Source organism: Pseudoalteromonas ostreae, from assembly GCF_018069805.1.
GTDB classification, from domain to species: domain Bacteria; phylum Pseudomonadota; class Gammaproteobacteria; order Enterobacterales; family Alteromonadaceae; genus Pseudoalteromonas; species Pseudoalteromonas ostreae.
In genome coordinates this window covers 142665-165950 of record NZ_JAGPYN010000009.1, presented here as the reverse complement: position 1 = coordinate 165950, position 23286 = coordinate 142665, and the positions used below count along the sequence as shown (strand labels likewise).

General features: G+C 40.4%; 25 protein-coding genes and 1 pseudogene. 20 read left to right on the top strand and 6 right to left on the bottom strand.

Annotated features, from left to right (window positions below; all coding sequences use genetic code 11):
- Positions 1–7: 7 nt before the first annotated feature.
- From J7338_RS09390 to J7338_RS09380, 3 genes are all read left to right on the top strand, one after another.
- A complete protein-coding gene (locus tag J7338_RS09390) occupies positions 8–328 on the top strand; it encodes an HI1450 family dsDNA-mimic protein (RefSeq protein ID WP_145237630.1) in 321 nt (106 codons plus the stop codon).
- A 67-nt stretch (positions 329–395) separates the two neighbouring features.
- On the top strand, positions 396–1214 hold the full coding sequence (locus tag J7338_RS09385) for a DUF481 domain-containing protein (RefSeq protein ID WP_210796841.1): 819 nt from the start codon (positions 396–398) through the stop codon (positions 1212–1214).
- A gap of 9 nt (positions 1215–1223) precedes the next feature.
- Positions 1224–1676, top strand: coding sequence for a hypothetical protein (locus J7338_RS09380; RefSeq protein ID WP_210796815.1), 453 nt, complete (start codon positions 1224–1226; stop codon positions 1674–1676).
- A gap of 63 nt (positions 1677–1739) precedes the next feature.
- Here J7338_RS09380 and J7338_RS09375 read toward each other — a convergent pair whose 3' ends face one another.
- Together J7338_RS09375 and ygfZ are read right to left on the bottom strand one after the other, a co-directional pair.
- Positions 1740–2225 carry an FKBP-type peptidyl-prolyl cis-trans isomerase gene (locus J7338_RS09375; protein WP_210796814.1) on the bottom strand — a complete coding sequence of 162 codons (486 nt, stop codon included), beginning with the start codon at positions 2223–2225 and terminating at the stop codon, positions 1740–1742.
- A 12-nt stretch (positions 2226–2237) separates the two neighbouring features.
- Positions 2238–3149, bottom strand: a complete 912-nt coding sequence (gene ygfZ, locus J7338_RS09370) for a tRNA-modifying protein YgfZ (protein ID WP_210796813.1) — start codon at positions 3147–3149, stop codon at positions 2238–2240.
- A gap of 130 nt (positions 3150–3279) precedes the next feature.
- Between ygfZ and J7338_RS09365 the strand changes: the two genes are divergently transcribed.
- Entirely contained in the window at positions 3280–3531 is a 252-nt protein-coding gene (locus J7338_RS09365) for an FAD assembly factor SdhE (RefSeq protein WP_210796812.1), read from the top strand.
- Positions 3524–3943 (top strand): hypothetical protein, encoded by a 420-nt coding sequence (locus J7338_RS09360; protein WP_338109322.1) that lies wholly within the window; start codon positions 3524–3526, stop codon positions 3941–3943. The genes J7338_RS09365 and J7338_RS09360 overlap by 8 nt, the downstream gene beginning before the upstream one ends.
- Here the strand turns inward: J7338_RS09360 and nadB are convergent.
- Positions 3903–5528, bottom strand: coding sequence for an L-aspartate oxidase (gene nadB, locus J7338_RS09355; protein WP_210796811.1), 1626 nt, complete (start codon positions 5526–5528; stop codon positions 3903–3905). The two genes, J7338_RS09360 and nadB, sit on opposite strands and share 41 nt — an antisense overlap.
- 263 nt (positions 5529–5791) lie before the next feature.
- On the opposite strand from nadB, the gene rpoE reads away from it, so the two are divergent.
- The 10 genes from rpoE (at position 5792) to pdxJ (ending at position 14345) form a co-directional block, all read left to right on the top strand.
- The gene (gene rpoE / locus J7338_RS09350) at positions 5792–6373 is read left to right on the top strand and encodes an RNA polymerase sigma factor RpoE (protein ID WP_145237609.1); all 582 of its coding nucleotides are present in this window, start codon (positions 5792–5794) and stop codon (positions 6371–6373) included.
- 1 nt (position 6374) lies between these two features.
- The gene (locus tag J7338_RS09345) at positions 6375–6986 is read left to right on the top strand and encodes a sigma-E factor negative regulatory protein (protein ID WP_210796810.1); all 612 of its coding nucleotides are present in this window, start codon (positions 6375–6377) and stop codon (positions 6984–6986) included.
- 4 nt (positions 6987–6990) lie between these two features.
- Positions 6991–7947 carry a MucB/RseB C-terminal domain-containing protein gene (locus J7338_RS09340; protein ID WP_210796809.1) on the top strand — a complete coding sequence of 319 codons (957 nt, stop codon included), beginning with the start codon at positions 6991–6993 and terminating at the stop codon, positions 7945–7947.
- Positions 7948–7960: 13 nt separating this feature from the next.
- Positions 7961–8410 carry a SoxR reducing system RseC family protein gene (locus J7338_RS09335; RefSeq protein ID WP_210796808.1) on the top strand — a complete coding sequence of 150 codons (450 nt, stop codon included), beginning with the start codon at positions 7961–7963 and terminating at the stop codon, positions 8408–8410.
- A 69-nt stretch (positions 8411–8479) separates the two neighbouring features.
- Entirely contained in the window at positions 8480–10267 is a 1788-nt protein-coding gene (gene lepA / locus J7338_RS09330; protein ID WP_210796807.1) for a translation elongation factor 4, read from the top strand.
- A gap of 39 nt (positions 10268–10306) precedes the next feature.
- A complete protein-coding gene (gene lepB / locus J7338_RS09325; protein ID WP_210796806.1) occupies positions 10307–11242 on the top strand; it encodes a signal peptidase I in 936 nt (311 codons plus the stop codon).
- 2 nt (positions 11243–11244) lie between these two features.
- Positions 11245–11922, top strand: a complete 678-nt coding sequence (gene rnc / locus J7338_RS09320; RefSeq protein ID WP_210796805.1) for a ribonuclease III — start codon at positions 11245–11247, stop codon at positions 11920–11922.
- A complete protein-coding gene (gene era, locus J7338_RS09315; protein WP_210796804.1) occupies positions 11912–12844 on the top strand; it encodes a GTPase Era in 933 nt (310 codons plus the stop codon). Before rnc ends, era begins: the two co-directional genes overlap by 11 nt.
- Positions 12845–12861: 17 nt before the next feature.
- Positions 12862–13551, top strand: a complete 690-nt coding sequence (recO, locus tag J7338_RS09310) for a DNA repair protein RecO (RefSeq protein ID WP_145237591.1) — start codon at positions 12862–12864, stop codon at positions 13549–13551.
- A gap of 62 nt (positions 13552–13613) precedes the next feature.
- Complete coding sequence (pdxJ, locus tag J7338_RS09305) at positions 13614–14345, top strand: pyridoxine 5'-phosphate synthase (protein WP_210796803.1); 732 nt, start codon at positions 13614–13616, stop codon at positions 14343–14345.
- Between the two features lie 64 nt (positions 14346–14409).
- On the opposite strand, the gene J7338_RS09300 is transcribed toward pdxJ, so the two are convergent.
- Positions 14410–17373 (bottom strand): TonB-dependent receptor domain-containing protein, encoded by a 2964-nt coding sequence (locus J7338_RS09300; RefSeq protein WP_210796802.1) that lies wholly within the window; start codon positions 17371–17373, stop codon positions 14410–14412.
- A 344-nt stretch (positions 17374–17717) separates the two neighbouring features.
- On the opposite strand from J7338_RS09300, the gene tnpA reads away from it, so the two are divergent.
- Positions 17718–18152: an IS200/IS605 family transposase gene (gene tnpA, locus J7338_RS09295; RefSeq protein WP_210796801.1), complete on the top strand. Its 435-nt coding sequence runs from the start codon at positions 17718–17720 to the stop codon at positions 18150–18152.
- Positions 18153–18228: 76 nt separating this feature from the next.
- On the opposite strand, the gene J7338_RS09290 is transcribed toward tnpA, so the two are convergent.
- Both J7338_RS09290 and J7338_RS09285 read right to left on the bottom strand, forming a co-directional pair.
- Entirely contained in the window at positions 18229–18420 is a 192-nt protein-coding gene (locus tag J7338_RS09290) for a hypothetical protein (RefSeq protein WP_210796800.1), read from the bottom strand.
- Positions 18421–18474: 54 nt separating this feature from the next.
- On the bottom strand, positions 18475–18648 hold the full coding sequence (locus J7338_RS09285; protein WP_145237585.1) for a DUF1328 family protein: 174 nt from the start codon (positions 18646–18648) through the stop codon (positions 18475–18477).
- Positions 18649–19165: 517 nt separating this feature from the next.
- On the opposite strand from J7338_RS09285, the gene J7338_RS09280 reads away from it, so the two are divergent.
- The 4 genes and pseudogenes from J7338_RS09280 to J7338_RS09265 form a co-directional block, all read left to right on the top strand.
- On the top strand, positions 19166–19411 hold the full coding sequence (locus tag J7338_RS09280; protein ID WP_210796799.1) for an OadG family protein: 246 nt from the start codon (positions 19166–19168) through the stop codon (positions 19409–19411).
- 10 nt (positions 19412–19421) lie between these two features.
- A complete protein-coding gene (gene oadA, locus J7338_RS09275) occupies positions 19422–21206 on the top strand; it encodes a sodium-extruding oxaloacetate decarboxylase subunit alpha (protein WP_210796798.1) in 1785 nt (594 codons plus the stop codon).
- An 11-nt stretch (positions 21207–21217) separates the two neighbouring features.
- Entirely contained in the window at positions 21218–22348 is a 1131-nt protein-coding gene (locus tag J7338_RS09270) for a sodium ion-translocating decarboxylase subunit beta (RefSeq protein WP_145237582.1), read from the top strand.
- A gap of 550 nt (positions 22349–22898) precedes the next feature.
- Positions 22899–23110 (top strand): annotated as a pseudogene (locus J7338_RS09265) (transposase family protein); the annotation flags it as partial.
- Between the last annotated feature and the right edge of the window lie 176 nt (positions 23111–23286).

The window sequence follows — 23286 nt, the reverse complement described above, 5'->3', positions numbered from 1 at the left end:
TTCGGCAATGACAGGACCCCGTTTATACAGTGAAGAAGAAGTAACGCATCAAGCTTACGATATCTTTTTAGAGTTAGCCCCAGATAACCTGAGTGAGCAAGATGTTGATGATTTTAACCAGCATCGTGAAGAGCTTGGCTTTATTGAAGAAGGTGAGCCTGATGATCAATGGCAAGATTTTGTCGCATTAGAAATAGAGCCAGAATTATTTATTCAGGTGTTAGTGGGACTTGAATTCGATAATCAAGATATTTTATTTGCTAAAATTTTGATTAGCCGTGATAAAGACGCGCCGTTTTGTCATATATTATGGAAAGATAGCGAATAAACTCGATGCAGTATCTTAGTGAAAACAGCCTTGTTTTATATATCAACACAGTGAGTGAACAGTGATAGTGATTAGGTTACTGCTGTTGTTGGGCTGTCTGTTTAGCTTTAAAGTTTGGGCGGTTGATCCTTTTGAAGACTTTCATAAGTATGGTCAACTCTCAGATGAAGAGATCCATAAAATCCATCAAGGCGAACTATTATACGGCGATACTGAATTTGGACTTATTGTTAGTCGTGGTAATACTAATTCGACTAGTTTTAAGTTCAAAGGTAATTTATACCAAGATCTTGAGAAATGGCGTAATCAGTTCAAAATAGATAGTTTATATAAACGTGATCGTAACGACACTACAGGCAATGATGAAGTATCGGCAAACCGTATATTTTTCTCTGCGCAGGGCAACTATAAAGTTGGAATAAAAAATGCCTCGTTCTTTATGTATGGCGATTATGAAGAAGATGAGTTCAGTGGCCTTGAGTTTAAAAGCACGCTTGCGGCAGGTTACGGTAATCGTTTATATCAAGGGGTAAAAAACCAAGTTGATTTTGATATAGGACCTGGTTTATACCGCTCGGTGGCACAAGATGATCCTGAGCTTGAAGATGAGCAAGAAGACAAAACAAAAACCGGTTATTTATTACGTTTAGCACTGCAGTGGGAGCGTACGGTCTCGACTCGAACACGCTTCAATCAAGATTTAAGTATTGAACAATCATTGTCAGGATTGAACTCACGATTAAAGTCAGAAACATCATTGATAAGCCAAGTAATGGGCGCTGTATCATTAAAGTTTACTTATTTATATCGTTATAATTCTAAGCCGGAAGACGACAAGTTAAAGTTTGATTCAGAACTAAGTGCGACATTAGTTTATAGTTTTTAAGAGAGTATTATGTATCAACATAAGCAATTTGCATTGTTCATTTTTGTTATTCTAAGTTGGATTGCCAGCTTTGTCGGTTTAGCTTGGTATTTAATTGGTGCAGATATGCCGTTAATGGTATTTGCAGCGATTTTAGTGCTGGTGGGTTTTTTGTTCCATGGTTTAACCATTAAAGTTGATGACAGCCAAATTAGCTGGGGGTTTGGTCCTGGCGTGTTTGGTGATAAGTTACCGTTAGTGGATATTATTGAAGCTAAAGCCGTAGAGAATTCTTTTCGTCATGGGATTGGCCTGCGCATTACTCACGATGGCTGGGTATACACAGTGTCAGGATTTAGCGCGGTACAGCTAACTTTAAAAGATGGTAGCCAATATCGTTTAGGAACTAACGACCAAGATGGTTTACTAGCAGCGTTGGCGGGTAAGATAAGCGAGCCAGTAGCAGAGCCTACAACCGTTTGATTAATTAAATTATAGATATAAAAAAGCGCAGTAGCGCTTTTTTATTGTCGATTTAAGTTGATATTAGTGGTCGTGACCACAGCCGCCATCACCATGGACGTGGCCATGCGCTAACTCGTCAGCTGTTGCATCACGCACTTCAAGTATTTCTACATCAAAGTTTAAGGTAATGCCTGCAAGTGGATTATTCCCATCTACAATTACTTCATCTTCTTGAATATCAATGATCATTACAGATTGGTCGCCATCATCTGTTGAGGCACGAAATTGCATACCAACTTCAATTTCCATTCCTTCAAACATCGACTTTGGCACTGCTTGCATCAGATCATCATGGCGTTCGCCATAACCTTGCTCTGGTGGCACAGTTACACTGAGTGTGTCGCCCGCTTTTTTACCTTGCAGGGCATCTTCTAGGCCTTGAATTAAGTAACCGGTACCAACGATAAAAATCAGTGGCTCACCATCAAATGAGTTATCGATAGAGTTTTTGTCATTATCCATGACTGAATAATGCATTTTTACCACTTTATTTGTTGCAACGATCATAGTCACTCCTATTTATTCGTCTTCGAGAGAGTAGGGTAGAGGAAGGATTGTTAGCTCTACCGTTGGGGTATGTTTTGCACGCAGTAACTGACTAGTTTCACTGTCGTTTGGCAACACAACAAGGCCAAATAAGGTTTTACTTTGTTGATTGTAGGCTTGGCTTATTAATTTGCCAGCACGACGCCAATTTTCACCCATGTGGGTTTCAAGCTCTGGTTCAGCTAATTCTCCATCGCTGTGCCCTGATACGATATACATAGCGCGTTTATTTTTACCAAGGTATTTCATGCGGGCCACCGTTTCTTGGCCTGTGTAGCAGCCTTTACGAAAGCTTATGCCGCCGATTGCTTGCAGATTGACCATCTGTGGTACGTATTCACCAAGTGCTGCTTCATTGAGCTCCGGCTCACCCGCTAAAATACTATGTTGGTGCCACAGCGCATCATTTTCAAGGGCAATAACCTCATCAGGCAGCGAAAATTCATCATTAACCATCAGTAAAATGCGGTTTTTTGCTAATTTTAGTGCTTTACCATGACTAAAATCGCAAGCGCTATCTTGTTCATCAAAATGAATGTTCAATGCATTTAAGGCCGCAGCTAGATCATCACCGATTAAACCAATTAACTTGCTGGTAGCTGCTTGTATTTCAACTTTTGAAAACACCGCATACTTTTTTAATTCAGTTAAAGATTGAGCGGTTTCAACCGTTGATGCTGCTAAATAGTAACTATCTTGATAAGCAAATAACTTTGCTACACTCCATAATTTACCTTTGGCATTACAGTGCCCAGCCCATAAGAAGTTGGTTTGGTTGAGCTTATTAATATCTTGGGTAATTTGGCCATGAAGGTAGGCGAGTTTATCAACACCGCTAATGCGGATCAGCTGATGTGATAAAGGGCATGCGTGTACTGTTGACATAAAAACCTGCGTTACAATAAATGTAGGCGTGTATAATACCGTAGTTAGCGCTGCTGGTATAGATGCATAAATAGCTGTTTATTCAGGTGCAATTTGTTAAACTGCTAAGCAACTTAGTACGAGGTAAAAAATGACTGAAATTCACAATAAAGCGCGTATTCGCTGGGCTTGTCGTCGCGGCATGTTAGAACTAGATGTGTTATTTATGCCATTTGTAGATGAGGCATTTGATTCGTTATCAATGCAGCAGCAAGCTGTTCTCCAACGTTTGCTTGAAGCGGATGACCCCGATCTGTTTGCGTGGTTTATGGGCCATCAAGAATGTAAAGATCCTGAGCTTAAACGGATGGTACAGCTGATTTTAGATCGAGTTCGTGTATAGGTTTAGGGTTACTAATAATCTTCCAGACCACAAACCTTTTGTGGTCTACTTTAGCTTGTTTGCAGTGTGTTATAGCCTATTTTTAACTAGTATATTAACGCAATTTATTTGTGTTGTCTGTAGTGCTATTTGTGGTTATGTAAGTTGGCGCTGGTATAAAAAATCCCATCCTCAGCAAGGCGTTTTTATATTAGATTCTACGCAATGTCGTTTTGAAAATAATACGCTAAAAATAAATGGCCATATCAGTAACAAAAGCCGCGTTTATCAAGACAGTGTTTGGTTATATATTAATGGCTTTGCAAGCTCCCACTGGCTTATTATTAATGCCAGCGGGGTTGATGAACTGAGTTTTGTGCGCTTGAAACGTATTACTTTGGTTGCTCGTCGTGAGCATGAGGAGTCAAAATAGTGGGCGTTGGATTATCGGTTAACTGCGGGTAGTCAATGGTATAATGCAAGCCTCTGCTTTCTTTTCGTTCCATTGCACTGCGAATTATCAGCTCTGCTACTTGCACTAAATTACGCAGCTCAAGCAAGTTATTCGAAACGCGGAAGTGTGCATAATAATCACGAATTTCTTGTTGTAGTAATTCAACTCGGTGTAACGCTCGTTCTAGGCGTTTAGTTGAACGCACAATGCCAACATAGTCCCACATAAATAGCCGTAGTTCATGCCAATTATGGGTGATCACCACTTCTTCATCTGAGTTAGTTACGCGGCTTTCATCCCACATCGGCAGCATTTTTAATGCTGGACTATGCTGTATTTTTGCTAAAATATCTTTTGCTGCTGCGTGAGCAAACACAATACACTCTAGTAATGAATTACTGGCCATACGATTAGCGCCATGTAGCCCTGTATAAGCGACTTCACCTACCGCGTATAAGTTATCTAGATCGGTCTTGCCATTAAAGTCAGTCATTACTCCACCACAGGTATAATGTGCCGCAGGAACCACTGGAATTGGATCTTTAGTGATATCGAGCCCGACACTTAAACATTTTGCATAAATGGTCGGGAAATGCTCAATAATAAAGTCTTTATCTTTATGACTGATATCTAAATACACACAGTTAGCGCCCAAGCGTTTCATTTCAAAATCGATAGCTCGGGCCACAATATCGCGTGGTGCAAGCTCTTCACGCTCATCAAAGTCTTTCATGAATCGTGTACCGTCAGGGCGCTTTAAATAAGCACCTTCACCGCGCATTGCTTCAGTGATCAGAAAGTTTTGTAGTTCTGGGTGATATAAACTGGTTGGGTGGAATTGATTAAATTCCATATTAGCTACTCTACAACCTGCCCGCCAAGCCATGGCGATACCATCACCACTGGATACATCAGGGTTGGATGTGTAAAGGTATACTTTACTGGCACCACCGGTTGCTAAGGCTACAAACTTAGCTGAAATTGTTTCAACTTTCTTCGCCGCTCGGTTCCACATATATACGCCATGAATATGTTTACCGTTTTGGCCTAATTTTTTATCACCAATTAAATCTATCGCGTTGTATTGTTCTAATAAGGTAATTTCTGGGTGCGCTTGTACTTGGCTTATTAGCGTTGTTTGCACTGCTCGGCCAGTGGCATCTGCAGCGTGTAAAATTCGGCGATGGCTATGGCCGCCTTCACGGGTTAAATGAAAGCGCTCTTTGCCTTTGCTATCAAACTCCATATCAAAAGGCACGCCTTGCTCGATTAGCCATTGCAAGCAGTCATGGGCATTACTTGCGGTGTATTGCACGGCGGTTTTGTCACATAAACCACCACCGGCATCTAAGGTGTCTTGTACGTGAGATTCAATGCTGTCATTCTTTTTATCAAACACGGCAGCAATGCCGCCTTGTGCATAAAGTGTGGAACCTTCCGTCAATTCACCTTTGCTGATCACGGTAACTTTACAGTGATTAGCTAAAGATAATGCTAATGAGAGGCCAGCTGCGCCGCTGCCAATAATAGCGACATCCGTGATATGGTGTTTATTTTGGTTCATGTCCGTGGTCTTTGCGGTTACAATGCCCAGATACTAATGTATAAACAGTAATGAGCAAATAATAATATTATGATAGGCGTATATGTACCATATTTGGCGCGACACTATTAGTGATTTTCAACTTTCGCCAACATATTTATATGCTATTTTATAAAAAAATAATATTAAACAGAACTTTTCATTCATGCAGCAGTCAGAGTATGTGTAAACAATGGCAGGATATGAATGACAAGCAATAATCAGACAGAGGAGTACCGGCTCGAATGAGCGAGCAGGATTTGGATTTAGCGCTAGTAAAAAGGGTCCAGCAAGGCGATAAAAATGCCTTCAATCTTTTAGTAAAGAAGTATCAGAATAAAATAGCTGGTTTGATTTCACGTTATGTATCAAATCAAGGCGATATTGCTGATGTTGCTCAAGAAGCTTTTATTAAAGCATACCGCGCACTTCCAAACTTTAGAGGGGACAGTGCCTTTTATACTTGGTTATACCGTATCGCCGTTAATTGTGCTAAAAATTACTTAGTGGCTCAGGGCCGCAAACCGCCAGCAAATGATATAGATGCTGACGATGCAGAGTTTTATGAAGGTTCTGATGCAATGCGTTCAAATGCATCCCCTGAAAACTTGTTATTAAGCGAAGAAGTTCGCGCAGTGATTTTTAACACCATTGATAGTTTGCCTGAAGATCTTAAAACCGCGATCACTCTACGAGAAATCGAAGGGATGAGCTATGAAGAAATAGCCGTGGTGATGGATTGCCCAGTCGGGACGGTGCGTTCGCGTATTTTCCGTGCCCGTGAAGCAATAGATAACAAATTAAACCCATTAATAGGCGAGTCTTAATATGACAAAAGCACACGTTAACAAGTTGGATAATCAGCATCTATCCGCATTACTTGACGGCGAACAATCCTTAACTGATGAGGTTATTGCCCAGCAAGATGCGGCAACCTTAGGACGTTATGCGCTAATAGGTGACGTAATGCGTGCTGAGTCAGAAGATGCTTTCGTCTTTGATATAAGCGATAGTGTTGCGCAAGCGCTGGAAAGTGAACCAGTTTATGCTGATTTCACACAATCAGCGTCACAACCAGCACCATTGGCTGCCACGGGCACCGATAATGTAGTGGCGTTTAACTGGCGAAAACCAGTAGCACAACTTGCAATTGCAGCAAGTGTTGCTATGTTTGCAATTGTTGGTGTGCAAACATTGCCACAAGGTGAAAACTCACCCAACAATGAAATTCCGATGTTACAAACAACACCTGTAACAGGAATGGCATCACCAGTTAGCTATTCGTCAGAACCTGCTTTACAAAATGCAGAGCAAGGCTTGCGTGAGTTACAGCAACAGCGTATTGGCGCGTTAGTCTTGGAACATCAACGCCAAGCACGAGTTGCATATTCATTAGAAAAAGCTCACACTGAGGCGCAAGCCGAAGAGGAAAAAAACTAATTAAATGAAAGTAATTACTTTTATGTTGTCGTTGGTATTAATGGCTCCAGCTTTTGCTGACGACGAAAACCCCGCAAAAGAGCTACTGCTCAAAATGGCTGACGCCGTTCATAATCGTAACTTTGACGCATCATTTGTGGTCGTTAAAGGAAAGTCTATGGAACCATATCGTTGGTTGCATGCAAAACAAGGTAACACAGAACTCGAGCATTTGAGCTTACTCAATGGCGCAGGCCTTGAGATGGTTCGTATCGATGACCAAGTTACTTATTTTGAGCCACAGTCTGAGCCTTATTCAATCGATACTGATTCTATAGCAGGCCCAATCCCGGAAGTGTTGTTTAAAGATGTTGAGCGCTTAAGTCAGCATTACGATTTTGTACTCGGTGGTAAAGGCCGTATTGCAGGGCGAGCTGCACAGCTTGTGCGCATCGAATCAAAAGACGAGTATAAGTTTAATTATTGGCTGTGGCTTGATGCAGAGTCATCATTATTACTAAAGTCTGCTTATGTTAATCATGCTGGTGAGATGTTAGAGCAACTACAGTTAACCCATATTAGTGTAACCGAAGAGCCCGCTGCGTTATTACTTGAAATGCTTAATCGTAAATTTCCAACGCCATTACCGGCTGCGGCAACTACCAAAAATGAAGCAAATATCAGAAGCAGTAATTGGCAAATAGGTTGGTTGCCGAAGGGGTTTAGTTTATTAAAATCAGACCGCCATAAACTTGATTTGAACAATGAACTGACGGATTATTATTTATACTCAGATGGTTTTGTCGAAATCTCAGTATTTGTACAAAGACCATTACCAGGTCGCAGGCCAAGCGGTGCATTGTCATCTGGCGCCACGACAGTCTATGTGCATAATAGCGGTAGTTTTGATGTGTCAGTGGTGGGGAATATTCCAGCAATGACTGCAAAAGCAATTGCTGAATCGGTTGCAAGACCTTTGTAATATTAAGCTGATAATGATAGAGCAAACTCTTACAGTGGTGTCTATAGAAGGTGCAACTGCGCATTTAGAAGCCCAACAAAAGCAAGCCTGTGAAGGGTGTAATGGCCGTTGTGGTTCACAAGTTTTTAGTAAGCTATTTGGCACGGCTAAAAAAAACTTCCCCTATCGATTTGAAGTTCCTGTTGTGGTTGGGCAAAAAGTAACCCTAGCGCTGGATGATAGCCACATGGTAAAGCATGCTTTTGCTGTGTATATGTTACCTTTGGTATTAAGTCTGGTATTTGCGTTAGTGGCTGCTGAGGTTTTTTCTGTGCCTGAATGGTTGCAAATCATTGCCGCTATAGGTGGTGGTTTTACTGGCTTTGGTATCGCTAAAAGCCGAGTGAAAAGCCTAAAGCATGATGTTAAAGTAATAAAAATTCACCCTATTAGCCTTCCTTTAACTCAAATAGATGGTGATTGAAGCCAATTAAATGTAAAATTGCGGCTTTATACACTCAGTCCATTAAAATAGAAGTTTAGAATCCAGTTTATGAAGCATATCCGTAATTTTTCGATCATCGCCCATATTGACCATGGTAAATCGACCCTTTCAGATCGTTTGATCCAAGTTTGTGGTGGTTTAACAGACCGCGAAATGCAAAAGCAAGTATTGGATTCAATGGATATTGAGCGCGAGCGTGGTATCACCATTAAAGCGCAAAGTGTAACGCTAAATTATAAAGCTAACGATGGAGAGACTTACCAACTTAACTTTATCGACACCCCTGGACATGTTGACTTTACCTATGAAGTATCACGTTCACTGGCTGCTTGTGAAGGCGCATTATTAGTTGTTGATGCAGGCCAAGGTGTTGAAGCGCAAACACTGGCAAACTGCTACACTGCCATAGAAATGAATTTAGAAGTAATTCCGGTATTAAATAAAATTGATTTACCGCAAGCTGATCCACTACGCGTAGCTGAAGAAATTGAAGATATCATTGGTATTGACGCTCTTGATGCAGTGCAATGTAGCGCGAAAACAGGTGTGGGTATTGCCGAAGTTCTTGAAATGATAGTTAAGGATGTACCACCACCTGTGGGCGATAAAGACCAACCGCTTCAGGCGCTTATTATCGACTCATGGTTTGACCCGTATCAAGGTGTTGTATCACTAGTACGTATTAAGCACGGTGAATTAAGAACGGGCGACAAAATAAAAATTATGTCGAACGAGCATATACATACCGCAGATCAGGTCGGTATTTTTACTCCGAAACAAACCAATACTGGTATTTTAAGAACTGGTGAAGTTGGTTTTGTTATTGCGGGCATTAAAGAAATTCATGGTGCGCCGGTAGGTGATACCATTACCCATCAAAAAAATGCAGCACCTGAGCGCTTACCGGGCTTTCAAAAAATTAAACCACAAGTTTATGCAGGTATGTTTCCAATTGCCTCGGATGAGTATGAATCATTCCGTGATGCGCTTAATAAACTTAGCTTAAATGATGCGTCGCTATTCTTTGAACCGGAGAATTCAACAGCACTTGGCTTTGGCTTTCGTTGTGGCTTCTTGGGCATGTTGCATATGGAAATCATTCAAGAGCGTTTAGAACGTGAATACGATATTGACTTAATTACCACTGCGCCAACTGTAATTTACGAGGTTGTAACTAAGGAAGGTACGATTCAGATTGATAACCCATCTGATTTACCTGCTGTGAACGATATCTTAGAGATTCGTGAGCCAGTTGTTGAAGCTAATATTCTTGTTCCACAAGAGTATTTAGGTAGTGTTATTACGCTTTGTATTGAAAAGCGTGGTATGCAAACAAAGATGAATTATCACGGTAAACAAGTAGCCGTAACCTATGAACTGCCAATGGCAGAGGTGGTAATGGACTTTTTTGATAAATTAAAGTCAACCAGTCGTGGTTTCGCCTCGCTTGATTATAACTTTAAGCACTTTCAAACATCAGACATGGTGCGCGTTGATATATTAATCAATGGTGAGCGTGTTGATGCACTTGCGATTATTGTGCACAGAGAAAGCGCACAATCGCGTGGTCGTCAATTAGCTGATGCATTGAAAGAGCTTATTCCTCGTCAAATGTTTGATATAGCAATTCAAGCGGCAATTGGTGCACACGTTATTGCCCGTACCACTGTTAAACAATTACGTAAAAACGTAATTGCGAAGTGTTATGGTGGCGACGTAAGTCGTAAGAAAAAGCTTCTTCAAAAGCAAAAAGATGGTAAAAAACGTATGAAGCAACTAGGTAATGTAGAAGTGCCTCAAGAGGCATTTTTAGCGATTCTTAAAGTTGGTAAGTAAGTTTTTTAACCAAATTACGTAAGATAAAGGATTTAATGCATGGCAGGTTATTTTTCAATATTTTTAGTGTTGTTAACTCTGGGCTCTGGCTTAATTTGGTTAATTGACCATTTTATGTTTGCGCCAAAAAGGCAGCAACGCTTAGCTCTTGCGCAAAGTTCTGCTGGTGGCGAGCTCGATGAAGAAACTGCAGCACTAATTGCGCCAGAACCGACGATTACTGAAACGGCAAAATCAATTTTTCCGATGATTGCGGCTATTACGATTTTTAGATCGTTTATATTCGAGCCGTTTCAAATTCCATCAGGTTCAATGATGCCGACACTATTAGTTGGCGATTTTATCTTAGTACAGAAATATTCGTATGGCGTGAAAGACCCTGTTTGGCGTACTCAATTAGTTGATGTAGCAGAACCAGAACGTGGTGATATTGTGGTATTTAAATACCCATTAGATGAAAGTGTCGATTATATTAAACGTGCGATTGGTTTACCGGGTGATAAAATCGTTTACCGTGATAAGCGTTTATACATTCAGCCAAATTGCGAGCAAGGACAAACACAACAAGGTGACTTGTTGTGTAATGAATTTAATAAAATTGATATGGAGATCATTAATCGCGATGAATTTAAGCAAGGCTCTATGGATTTAGTTCGGCTAGATGAAAATTTGACTACACTAAAACATAATATTTTAATTAACCCTGAAGCGCTGGAAATGAAAGGGCGTTACTATCAACAACCGGGGACGCGTTCTGATGAATGGGTAGTGCCGGCTGATCATTACTTTATGATGGGTGATAACCGCGATAACAGCCAAGATAGTCGCGTATGGGGCTTTGTGCCAAAAGAAAACTTGGTGGGTAAAGCTGTCTTTATATGGATGAGTTTTGAATTTGAGAATGGCCCAGATGACATTTTACCAGGCTGGGTTCCAACTGGTGTTCGTTTTGAACGCCTAGGTAATATTCAGTAACAATGAAAAAAAATGTAACAGAGTTATATAGCAAAATAGGGTATACCTTTATTGATCAAGTATTGCTTGAGCAGGCGATGACCCATCGCAGCCATAAAGGTCAACACAATGAACGCTTAGAGTTTTTGGGCGATTCAATTTTAAGTTTCGTTATTGCCAATGCTTTATACAGTAAGTTCCCTAAAGCACGCGAGGGTGATTTGAGCCGCATGCGCTCTACACTTGTGCGAGGACAAACCTTAGCTGAATTTGGTTTAGAGTTTGGCCTAGGTGATTACTTACGCTTAGGGCCGGGCGAACTTAAAAGTGGTGGTTTTAGACGTGAGTCAACCTTAGCTGATGCGGTTGAAGCAATTATTGGTGCGGTATTTTTAGATGCTGGCATTGATGTTTGTGGTGACTTGATTTTGACGTGGTATGAATCTCGCCTTGATGCCATTTCACCTGGTTTAAACCAAAAAGATCCTAAAACATTGCTACAAGAATACTTACAAGCCCGCAAATTACCTTTGCCAGGCTATACTGTAGTAGATACCAAAGGTCAGGCACACAATCAAACGTTCACGGTTGAATGTATTGTTGAAGGTATGGATAGCATCATCTCAGTTGGCAGTTCTCGTCGTAAAGCGGAACAAAAAGCCGCTGAAAAAGCGTTGAAGATACTTAAAAATGAATCTTGATACATTGATCCAACCGCACACACGTGATTTAGATACTTTTTGTGGCATGGTCGCTATTGTTGGCCGCCCAAACGTTGGTAAATCTACCTTACTTAATGAAATTATTGAGCAAAAAGTAAGTATTACCTCGCGTAAACCGCAAACCACACGCCACCGTATTATGGGTATTCATACCGTAGGTAAGCACCAAGCAGTGTATGTTGATACACCAGGCCTGCATGTTGAAGAAAAGCGTGCCATTAACCGTTTAATGAACCGTGCTGCTTCAAGTTCATTAGGTGATGTTGAGCTGGTTATTTTTGTTGTTGAAGGCACTCACTGGAATGCTGACGATGAAATGGTGCTTAACAAAGTAAAGCAAAATGGCAAGCCGGTATTACTTGTGATAAATAAAATAGATCAAGTAAAAGACCGTGACCTTGTACTACCGCATATGAAGTGGTTAGGTGAAAAGTTTGATTTTGTTGGCATTATGCCAGTATCTGCGACTCAAGGTAAAAATATCAACCTGATCAAAGATGAAGTAACTAAGCGTTTACCACCGTGTGAGTTTTACTTCCCTGAAGATTACGTAACAGATCGTTCTATGCGCTTTATGGCAGCCGAAGTGATCCGTGAAAAGTTGATGCGCTTTATGGGGGAGGAGCTTCCTTACTCAGTTACCGTTGAAATTGAGCAGTTTAAATGGCAAGAAAATGGCATTTGGCATATCAATGGTTTGATTTTAGTTGAGCGTGAAACACAAAAACGTATGGTTATTGGTAATAAAGGCGAAAAGCTTAAAGTGATTGGCCGCGAAGCCCGTAAAGATCTCGAAGAAATGCTTGATAATAAAGTGTTTTTAGAACTTTGGGTGAAGGTTAAATCAGGTTGGGCTGACGACGAGAGAGCACTTCGCAGTTTAGGCTATGGTGAAGATTAATAGCCTAAGCGATATGTATGGATAGCGACTTCTACACGGCATATTTATTACACCGACGTCCTTTTAGTGACTCACAAGTAATGCTTGATATGTTAGTAGAAGGCGTTGGCCAGTTGCGCATGCTGGCGCGAATTAGCGGTCGCCAAGCAACAAAATACAAAGCTCAGTTACAACCCTTTCAAGCCTTACTGGTAAATTATACCGGTAAACATGACCTGAAATATATCCAACGTTTTGAACTACATGGCACGCAATCCACGCTAGTTGGGGATCAGCTTTATTGTGGGTTTTATCTTAATGAACTAACTAACCGCATTGTACCCATTAATGAACCAATTGATCATGCTTATCAATTGTATAAAACTCACCTACAACAGCTTAACCAGCACCCTAACTTACAAGCTGTATTACGTTCTTATGAATTTCAATTATTAGAGTTATTAGGTTATGGCGTTGACTTTAGTTTTGATGCCGCAGGCGATCCAATTTCGGCAGAGCAAACGTATAGTTACTTTGCTGAATACGGCTTTGTTGCCCAAGAAAATCAAGGCAGTGGCTTTTCTGGCGCGCAGTTAAATGCAATTGCAGCTCATGACTTTAGTGCACCGGATGTGTTATATATGGCAAAACAATTAAGTCGTCATTTAATGAAGCCTTTATTAGGCAAAAAACCATTAAAAAGTCGCGAGCTGTTTATATCCAAATAGTTTGGGTATTCACCAACAATCTTAGTACGGTATTTTTAACCGTTATTTTTACAGGTAAAAAAATGAAAGATATTCTTTTGGGTATAAACGTTGATCATATTGCTACCTTACGCCAAGCTCGGGGTACAAGTTACCCAGATCCAGCACATGCTGCGAGTGTTGCTGAGCATGCTGGCGCTGATGGGATCACTATTCATTTACGTGAAGACCGCCGTCACATTCAAGATCGTGACGTGTATGTGATGGCTAAAACAATCCAAACACGAATGAACCTTGAAATAGCGGTTACAGATGAAATGATTGATATAGCCTTAGATGTAAAGCCAGCTTACGTTTGCTTAGTACCAGAAAAACGCGAAGAGTTAACTACCGAAGGCGGTTTAGATGTTGTTGGTAATCTAGATAAGATCAAAGCTGCTACAACAAAATTAACTGACGCCGGTATTAAGGTATCGTTATTTATTGATGCAGATAAAGCGCAGCTAGATGCAGCAAAAGCTTGTAATGCCCCATATGTTGAAATTCATACTGGCGCTTATGCAGATGCGCAAACAGATGCTGAGATACAAAAACAACTTGAGCATATTCATCAAGGCGTAAAGTATGCAGCAAGTTTGGGTTTAACTGTAAACGCCGGCCACGGTCTTCATTATCATAATGTTAAACCGATTGCTGCTATGGAAGAAATTTACGAACTAAACATTGGTCATGCAATTATAGCGCGTGCAGCCATTGACGGCTTGGATAAAGCAGTACGTGATATGAAGCGATTAATGCTAGAAGCGAGAGCTTAAAATTTAAATATAACGTAAAAAGCACCGCGAAATGTGGTGCTTTTGCTTCTATAACAATAAGTAATTAGAACTGAACTTTGATTCCCATTTTAAATTTGCGACCAAGTACATCATAATTACTAGGGAAAGTATTTCCCGAGTTAGCTCGAGTGCTACCAGCTTCCCCACCAACTACAGGTGGCTCTTTTTCAAGAATGTTATCAATACCAAAATTTACTACAATATTTTCAGTTGCGTGATAGCTAGCAAATAAATCGAAGTAATCATAGCTTTCAATACTTCTAAATTTCTCGAAGGAATTGGCAGCTTGTGAAAGTTCCATATCAACGCCATCTATATGACGCCATTGTAATGACATTGTTAAATCTTCCCATACCCAACTGGTACGTTGCACCCAACGTAGCTCTGAAACAGGGTCACAACTAGTACTGAATTTGCCTTTACAATCAATCACTGGTGTTAAACCATCACTTTGAGACTCTTGGGTTAGGTATTTGTTTACGTTACCTGAAAATTGCAGCTCTCCCATTTCATCCATCATTACAGCGAAATTAAAGCCAAGCTCGATACCCTCTGCGCGTTGGTTTTTTAAGTTAGTCGTTAATTGCTCAATTCCTGCTCCAGCTATCGTCAAGTCACCACCTATGCGATTAATCTTGTTGCAGGCAACACTATCAGCCTTTTCATAGCATGAATCGAGAATTTCTTGAGCAGAATACTCACCAATTACGTCATCAATACTAATGTCATAATAATCTAGTGTGATAGTAAAGTTTTCAAGCACATCAAACTCAGGAGTCCATACAATGCCTGCAGTAAATGTAGTTGCTTCTTCTGCACCCGGTGTATTGAGGGGATCTGTACCACTAATTACTTGGGCTTGGCCAGAGATCACATTCTGAACATTACCAACTTGCGCTTCAGTCATACCTGTAGAAATACAAAGTTGCTTTAATGCTTCATCAATATTATCTGCATTAGCGGTAGAGCATGGATCGCTTTGGGCGTTATCTAACCCTGTGACTACTGGAGATGCGATTTCACCGACATTCGGGGCTCTAGTTGCTTGTTGTTGCATGACGCGAACTAAAATATCGCTGACTGGACGCCAGTTGAAGCCTAACTTCCAGGTTTCATTGTTACCTACGCTGTCATAATCAGCCCAACGGAAACCAAACTCTACATCAAGCGTTTCAGCACCAGGTAGACCATCTAATACAGGTAAGTAACCTTCCATAAATAGTTCATCAACAGAGAAGCCGCCAGATATAGGTTGCAGATTACCTCCTGCACCACCTTGACAACTAGCTGGGGCTAGTTTTAAGCATTCATCAGGTTCAAATAAACCTTTTTCTTTGCGTTTTTCATAACCAAAACTCATTGCCAGTGGTGCGCCAGCGCCTGGTATTTCAATAAAATCAAGCGAACCATTGACTGTTGCTGTGAAAATCTCTTGACTGTATTTTTGTTGTTGCAGAGCAATAGCTTGTGCATAACCTGCCATTTCTTCGGTGATTGAACCCAAACCACCAAATAAATTGATAGGCACACAAGTTGAGTCTCCATTTTTACAGGTCACACCATCTGTCGTATCGAGAGCATTTTGAATATTCGCTACATTTGTATAACCGCCACGAACTGTTGTACGGTTTGATTCACCATATTGGTAACTTACATCATATTGCCAATCATCTAAAAAGTAGCCAGTCATGCCAGTAACTAGCTGAAATTGGGTACTGTCAAAACGTTCTGTTCGTGCACCGAGCTCTAGAGTACGTCTTCTTAATTGTACTGATAGGTAATCGGCTTCATCAACAACACCATTACCATTAACATCTTGCCAATTAGTATTATCTAATGCGCCTGCAGTTAATGCTTGTGCAGCACCGTCTAGCATAAATTGACGTGCTTGATCACCGATGAGCGGGTTTGCTAATGGTAAATTAAATACCGTACCAAAAGTGCCTGAAGGGGCTACCTGAGCATCAACGCTGGTACTCGTAAAGTTGACTGATGAATAAACTTGATGGTCATCGGTTATGTTGTAGCTACCAAGAGCTGTAGCTGAATATTTTTCTGACGGTGTTTGGTAGAAATTATATGGGTTGAAATTGAACACACTACAGTCTGTAGCTGCCAAGGTGCCATCGTTTCTAAACTGACCTCTTCCAGTATCACCAGCACCAACAATTGCAAACCGAGTTGGGAATGCGGTACTCGAACCACCACTTTCAACTGAGTTTGGACCACTACAAGCATCAGGTGCTGGAACTGGTGGTTTCCCATTTAAAAACTCTTCATAGTTAGCACCACTTTTAGTTTCAATGCCAAGTAGACCTAATGGTCTATCCCCCAAAAGAATTTGATCACGTTTCATCCAACCAAGAGATAGCACGACATTACCTTTGTCATCTTCAAGGTTAGAACCAAGGGTTAGGCTGAAACTGTCTTTATCACCATCGCCATCGCCGGTTTCTGAATGTTTGGCATCAAAAACTACCCCTTGAAAATCATCTTTAAGTACAATGTTGACAGCGCCTGCTATTGCATCAGAGCCATATACGGCTGATGCGCCACCTGTAACAATATCTATTCGCTCAATGAGTGCACTTGGAATTGTTGAGGTGTCAACTTCGCCATTGTAATTGAACGGAATCATACGACGACCATTCATTAAGACTAGTGAACGTTCGGCCCCTAAGCCTCTTAAATTGATGGTTGAAGCGCCCGCAGAGCCATTATTCGCGTTACTGCCATCTCCAGGTACAGTTGCGGGTAAGCTTCTTAAGATTTGTTCAACTTCAGGCTCTTGTTGGAAACCAAGTTCTTTTTCACCAATTGAAATAATAGGGCTGGCTGACATTGCACCAGGCTGCCTGATGCGACTACCTGTAATTGAAATGACTTCTACGTCTTTGTCTACTTTGGTTTCTTCCGCCACTGAAATCGGCGCATAAATAAGTGCAGTTGAAACAACACCTGCGCTAAACGCGTGTTTTACGGCAAGTGATATTTTATTCTTTAACATTGTAATCTCCCAAGTATTTATAATGATTATACTAATACTGCAACGTTCCTTTTAGGGGACATTAATTTAGCCACTACAATATATAGCAATCAAATTGATTATTACAAACTTTTTACTTAATTTTAATGTGTGTGTCTTTTTTGTTTGCTTGTTTTTTCTGGTGGTTTTAATGTAATTCTTTATTTAACATGGGGTTAAATAAAAACGACTCAAAGAGTCGTTTTTTTTTCAGCCCCTAAACCACCTACTTCAGTAGGTGGTTATCATCAAATAGGCTTTGCCTGTAAAAAGTACTCATGTTAATTCCTTAGTTGATTTTTAGCGAAGTCACAAAAGGAAAAAACATGAGTAGATACGAGCAAGCATCGCATGTGTATTGGCGATGTCAATATCATATAGTTTGGACACCTAAATATAGATTTAGGATCCTTAAAAATAAAATAGGTAGGGATGTCTACAGGTGCATTCAGGTTTATTGCGAACAGCTTGGGTGCAAAGTTGTTGAGCTGAATGTACAAATAGATCACGTACACTTAGTAGTAAAAGTGCCGCCAAAGCTGTCAATTTCAAAGTTAATGGGCGTATTGAAAGGTAAAATAGCGTTAAAAATGTTTAGTAAATATCCGTACTTAAGAAAGAACAAGCTATGGGGTAATCATTTTTGGCAGCGAGGATACTTTGTTGATACGGTAGGCATAAACGAAGAAATAATACGAAGATATGCCAGGTATCAGCAGAAGGAGGAGAGACAAGAGCAAGCTCAGTTAACTCTGGAGTAAACAACGACCCCTTTTAGGGGGCTAATTCAAAGCCACCTTCTTTAGAAGGTGGATCTTTTACTTATATCTAACTGGATTAACAGTTAGTTTCTTTAGCGTTAACGCCTTCTTTTACTTCTTCACAGGCGTCTTCTACTTTGTTTTGTACGTCGGTCACAGCTTCATCGATGCGCTCACCGGCCTCTTCTGCATGATTGTCTTCACAACCCATGATAAAAAAACTAGCAAATAAAGCGATCACAGCGGTTTTAACAGTTGTCGATTTCATAATGTAATTCCTTGTAAAAATAATAAATGTGTTGTTATTTAAAATAAATTGTTATCACTTAGGGACATTGCCACGCAATGCACCTGAAACGAGTGAAATAACTAACAATACAATAAAGATAAAAAAGATAATCTTAGCAATTCCTGCTGCGGCACCTGCGATACCACCAAAACCTAACACTGCAGCAATAAGTGCAATAACTAAAAATGTAATTGTCCAGCGTAACATTGTCGTCTCCTTGGTTTGTTAATCTGTTCAGAGTAAATAATGCCAGTTACATGCCATGTATTTAAATCCTTTATTATCAATGCTATATGAGTTTATTTTATTTTCTTCATGAATTAGGTGGGAATTATTTACAGCTTTATCTGTAACTTATACTCGACGCTCTAAAAATCAATATTTTAGTTGTTTTTTTTGGTAAGACCAATTTCATTTTTGAGCCATTTTGTATTTAATGAAGCGGTTGTTCAGTCGTTCAGTCGGTAGGTTTTCTAGCTGCGGGTAAGCTTTACATATAAGCTATAGCTATATTCAGTATTTTTATCATCTATATCCTATGAAATTATAGCAAAATGTAGAGTGTTAGCTTTGCTGAGCATATGTTAGCTTTACATTAATTGGTTTTACCAATTTACAAAGTGTTGGACTTGGTCTTTTTCTTTGTTATGATTGTTGCATAATTATTTAAATAAAGTGATTTTTTACCTGGCGGGGTTAGGTGGAAATAATTAGGGGGAGCAGCATGGATATAGGTCAGTTACTTGCTACAGCAGCAAACTTAATGATCACCGGGATGGTGGGTGTTTTCGTTTTTCTTTCGTTGTTGATTTCAGCAATTACCATTATGTCTAAATTAGCGAGTCGTTTTGAACAGCCAGTTGCAACGCCAACGCGCACACCGTCAATCAAAGCATCAGGTGTACCAAGTGAACACATCGCTGCGATAAGTGCAGCCATAGCTCAATACAAAAATAAACAAAAACTATAAGGGGTGACTTGTGGCTAAATTAAAATTAACAGAATTAGTACTTAGAGACGCGCATCAATCATTATTAGCAACGCGTATGCGTTTGGATGACATGCTACCAATTGCACAAAAATTAGATGATGCAGGTTACTGGTCGATCGAATCATGGGGTGGGGCTACTTTTGATTCATGCATTCGTTATTTGGGTGAAGATCCTTGGGAGCGTATTCGTGCTCTTAAAAAAGCTATGCCAAATACTAAACAGCAAATGTTATTACGTGGTCAAAACCTTTTAGGCTATCGTCATTATGCCGATGATGTTGTTGAAAAATTTGTAGAGCGAGCGCACAACAATGGTGTTGATGTGTTTCGTATTTTTGATGCGATGAACGATGTTCGTAATCTTGAAACGGCTATTAAAGCTGCGATTAAAGTTGGCGCACATGCACAAGGTACAATTTCGTACACAGTAAGCCCAGTTCATACACTTGATATGTGGTTAACGCTTGCCAAGCAGCTTGAAGAGTTAGGCTGTCATTCAATTTGTATTAAAGATATGGCCGGTTTGCTTAAACCATACGATGCAGAAGAGTTAATCAAAGCGTTAAAAGAAACAGTCTCTATCCCAATTGCAATGCAGTGTCATGCCACAACAGGTTTAAGTACTGCTACTTACCAAAAAGCGATTGATGCTGGTATTGATATGCTTGATACCGCAATTTCATCAATGAGTATGACTTACGGACACAGCGCAACTGAAACGATTGTATCGATTGTTGAAGGTACTGAACGTGATACTGAGCTGGATTTAAATCAACTCGAAGAGATTGCTGCTTATTTCCGTGATGTTCGTAAAAAATATGCCGCGTTTGAAGGCAGCTTAAAAGGTGTTGATGGCCGTATTTTATTAGCGCAAGTGCCTGGTGGCATGTTAACTAATATGGAAAACCAGCTTAAAGAGCAAGGTGCTGCGGATAAATTGAATGAAGTATTACTTGAGATCCCACGTGTACGTGAAGACTTAGGTTATTTACCGTTAGTTACACCAACATCACAAATTGTGGGTACACAAGCAGTATTAAATGTATTGACGGGCGAGCGTTATAAAACTATCACCAAAGAAACTGCCGGAGTGCTAAAAGGTGAGTATGGCGTAACTCCTGCGCCGATGAATAAAGAATTACAAGAGCGCGTACTTAATGGCGCAGAAGTCATTACTTGCCGCCCAGCTGATTTATTGCAACCAGAACTAGAAATACTCCAAGCTGAGTTATTAAAAGAAGCACAAGAGCAAGGCTTAAGCTTAGCGGATGAGCAGGTTGATGACGTGTTAACGTATGCATTATTCCCACAAATTGGGTTGAAATTCATTAAAAATCGTAATAATCCAGATGCTTTCGAAGCTGTGCCAAGTGCTGAATCTGCTAATAAAGAACAACCAGTTAGCAATAAAAAAAGTAACAGCAACACAGTAAAAGCAGAGCAGTACAGCGTAAAAGTAGATGGTAAAGTTTATGATGTAGTGGTTGCACAAGGCGGTGAGCTTAAAGAAGTAACAGTTAAAGATAGTGAGCATATTCCACAATCAGCGTCAGTTGCTTCCGGCGAAACACTTAACGCTCCACTTGCTGGTAACATCTTTAAAGTCAAGGTAAAAGCGGGTCAAACGGTAAATGAAGGCGATGTAGTGATCATCATGGAAGCGATGAAAATGGAAACTGAAATTCGTGCAACTCACACCGGTACTATTGCTGAAATTCTTGTTGCTGAAGGAGATTCAGTGGCAACGGGTGATGCTATGATTGCACTAGCTTAGGAGCGCAGAGGATGGAAGCATTATTAAACCTCTGGCAAGCAACAGGTATTGCTAATTTTACATTTCCTGCGCTTATTATGATCGCAGTAGGGTGCTTATTGTTGTATCTGGCAATTGCGCGTAACTTTGAGCCGTTATTATTATTACCAATTGGCTTTGGGGCAATATTAACAAATATCCCTGTAGCGGGCTTATCAGATCCCGGTGGTTTGCTGTATTACGTTTATCATATTGGGATTGATACCGGTGTATTCCCATTATTAATATTTATGGGGGTTGGTGCACTTACTGATTTTAGTGCCTTGATAGCTAATCCTCGTATGCTATTGCTAGGTGCTGCAGCTCAGTTTGGTATTTTTGCAACCTTATTTGGCGCAATTTTACTAAACTATGTACCAGGTTTTGAGTTTTCCTTACAAGATGCGTCAGCAATTGCGATTATAGGTGGGGCAGATGGCCCGACGGCAATCTTCTTAGCCTCAAAACTTGCTCCTGATTTATTGGGTGCTATCGCTGTAGCTGCATATTCATATATGGCGTTGGTGCCAATTATTCAGCCACCAATTATGCGGGCTTTAACCACACCAGAAGAACGTAAAATTCAAATGCCACAGTTACGTACCGTATCCAAAAAGGAAAAAATTATTTTCCCGTTAATGGTATTGAGTTTAACGATTTTGTTTTTACCGGCAGCAACGCCACTGGTAGGCATGTTCTGTTTAGGAAACTTGATGCGAGAGTCTGGTGTGGTTGACCGTTTAAGTAATAGTGCACAAAACGAGATCATAAATATCACCACTATTTTCCTTGGTTTAGCTGTAGGCTCTAAGCTTGCTGCAGATAAGTTTTTAACCGTAGAAACAATTGGTATTTTGGTACTCGGCGCCTTGGCTTTTGCAATTGGTACAGCTTCAGGTGTATTTATGGCAAAAGGTATGAACAAGTTCTCTAAATCACCAATCAATCCACTCATCGGCGCTGCTGGTGTATCAGCTGTACCAATGGCTGCACGCGTAGTTAATAAAGTGGGTCTGGAGAATAATCCGCATAATTTCTTATTAATGCATGCAATGGGACCAAATGTTGCGGGAGTACTGGGTAGTGCTGTGGCTGCAGGTATCTTATTAGCTCTGGTAGGTTAAACAAATCATTAAAGCATACCCCAGCGAGCTGAGTATGGTGAGGTAACTTTTACTTCCAACCGACTGGCGCAGTATTTACTGCGCTTTTTTTTCCCTTAGGGTCTGTGGACCTTTCAGGATTAAAATATGTTCAAACTAGGGGCGATTTAATCGCGGCGCGAGATTTAAAAATTGAGTAAAGCTTCCGCGTCCTGCTCACGCCCCTTACCTAAAGCTATGCAGGTAACAAAGAGTTAATCGCTCTAGGAGGTATCGCAGCCCAACCAACACTGCATGAGTTTGATATTGTGCACTTTTCAGTTGCGCCAAGATAGCGGCTCTTACGTTGATTGTTTTGAATCTAAATTTCGGCCGATAGATGTCAAGGTGCATTGCTGACAGTGCAAAAGGGATTTAACGGCAGCAACTAAATATTAAATCTGGCTTTATGAATTGAGTTAGGGGGTAGGACGGGATCGCACTTTAAATAACAATATGATCTAATAGGGATAATTTACTTATAGCGTTCTATTTTGAGCATCTTACCGTTATCGAATAAACGCATTCTGATATCAACCAAAAACACAATTTAATTGACGTTATGCTTTGATAATTACAGCTATATCCTCAGAGCGTGAGGGATGGCAAGATATTGAAATTTATGGCGATGAAAAACTCTCATGGCTCAGACAATACCGATCTTTCAAACATGGTATCCCTCGTCGGCATACGATAGCACGTATACTACGCAGTGTTGTTGCTGAGTTTTTATTAGACGCTTTGTAATGAACATTTTAGGCAATGCGAATGCAGGGTCCCAAGTCAAGGTAGTAAAATCAAAAAGGCAAGCCGGAATGATGATTATTGGACACTAATATTCTTTGGATTATAAATTAATCAAAGTATGCTCCCCGCCCTGCTGTTAGTTAGGCTTCACGTGACTATTTATATTTAATTCG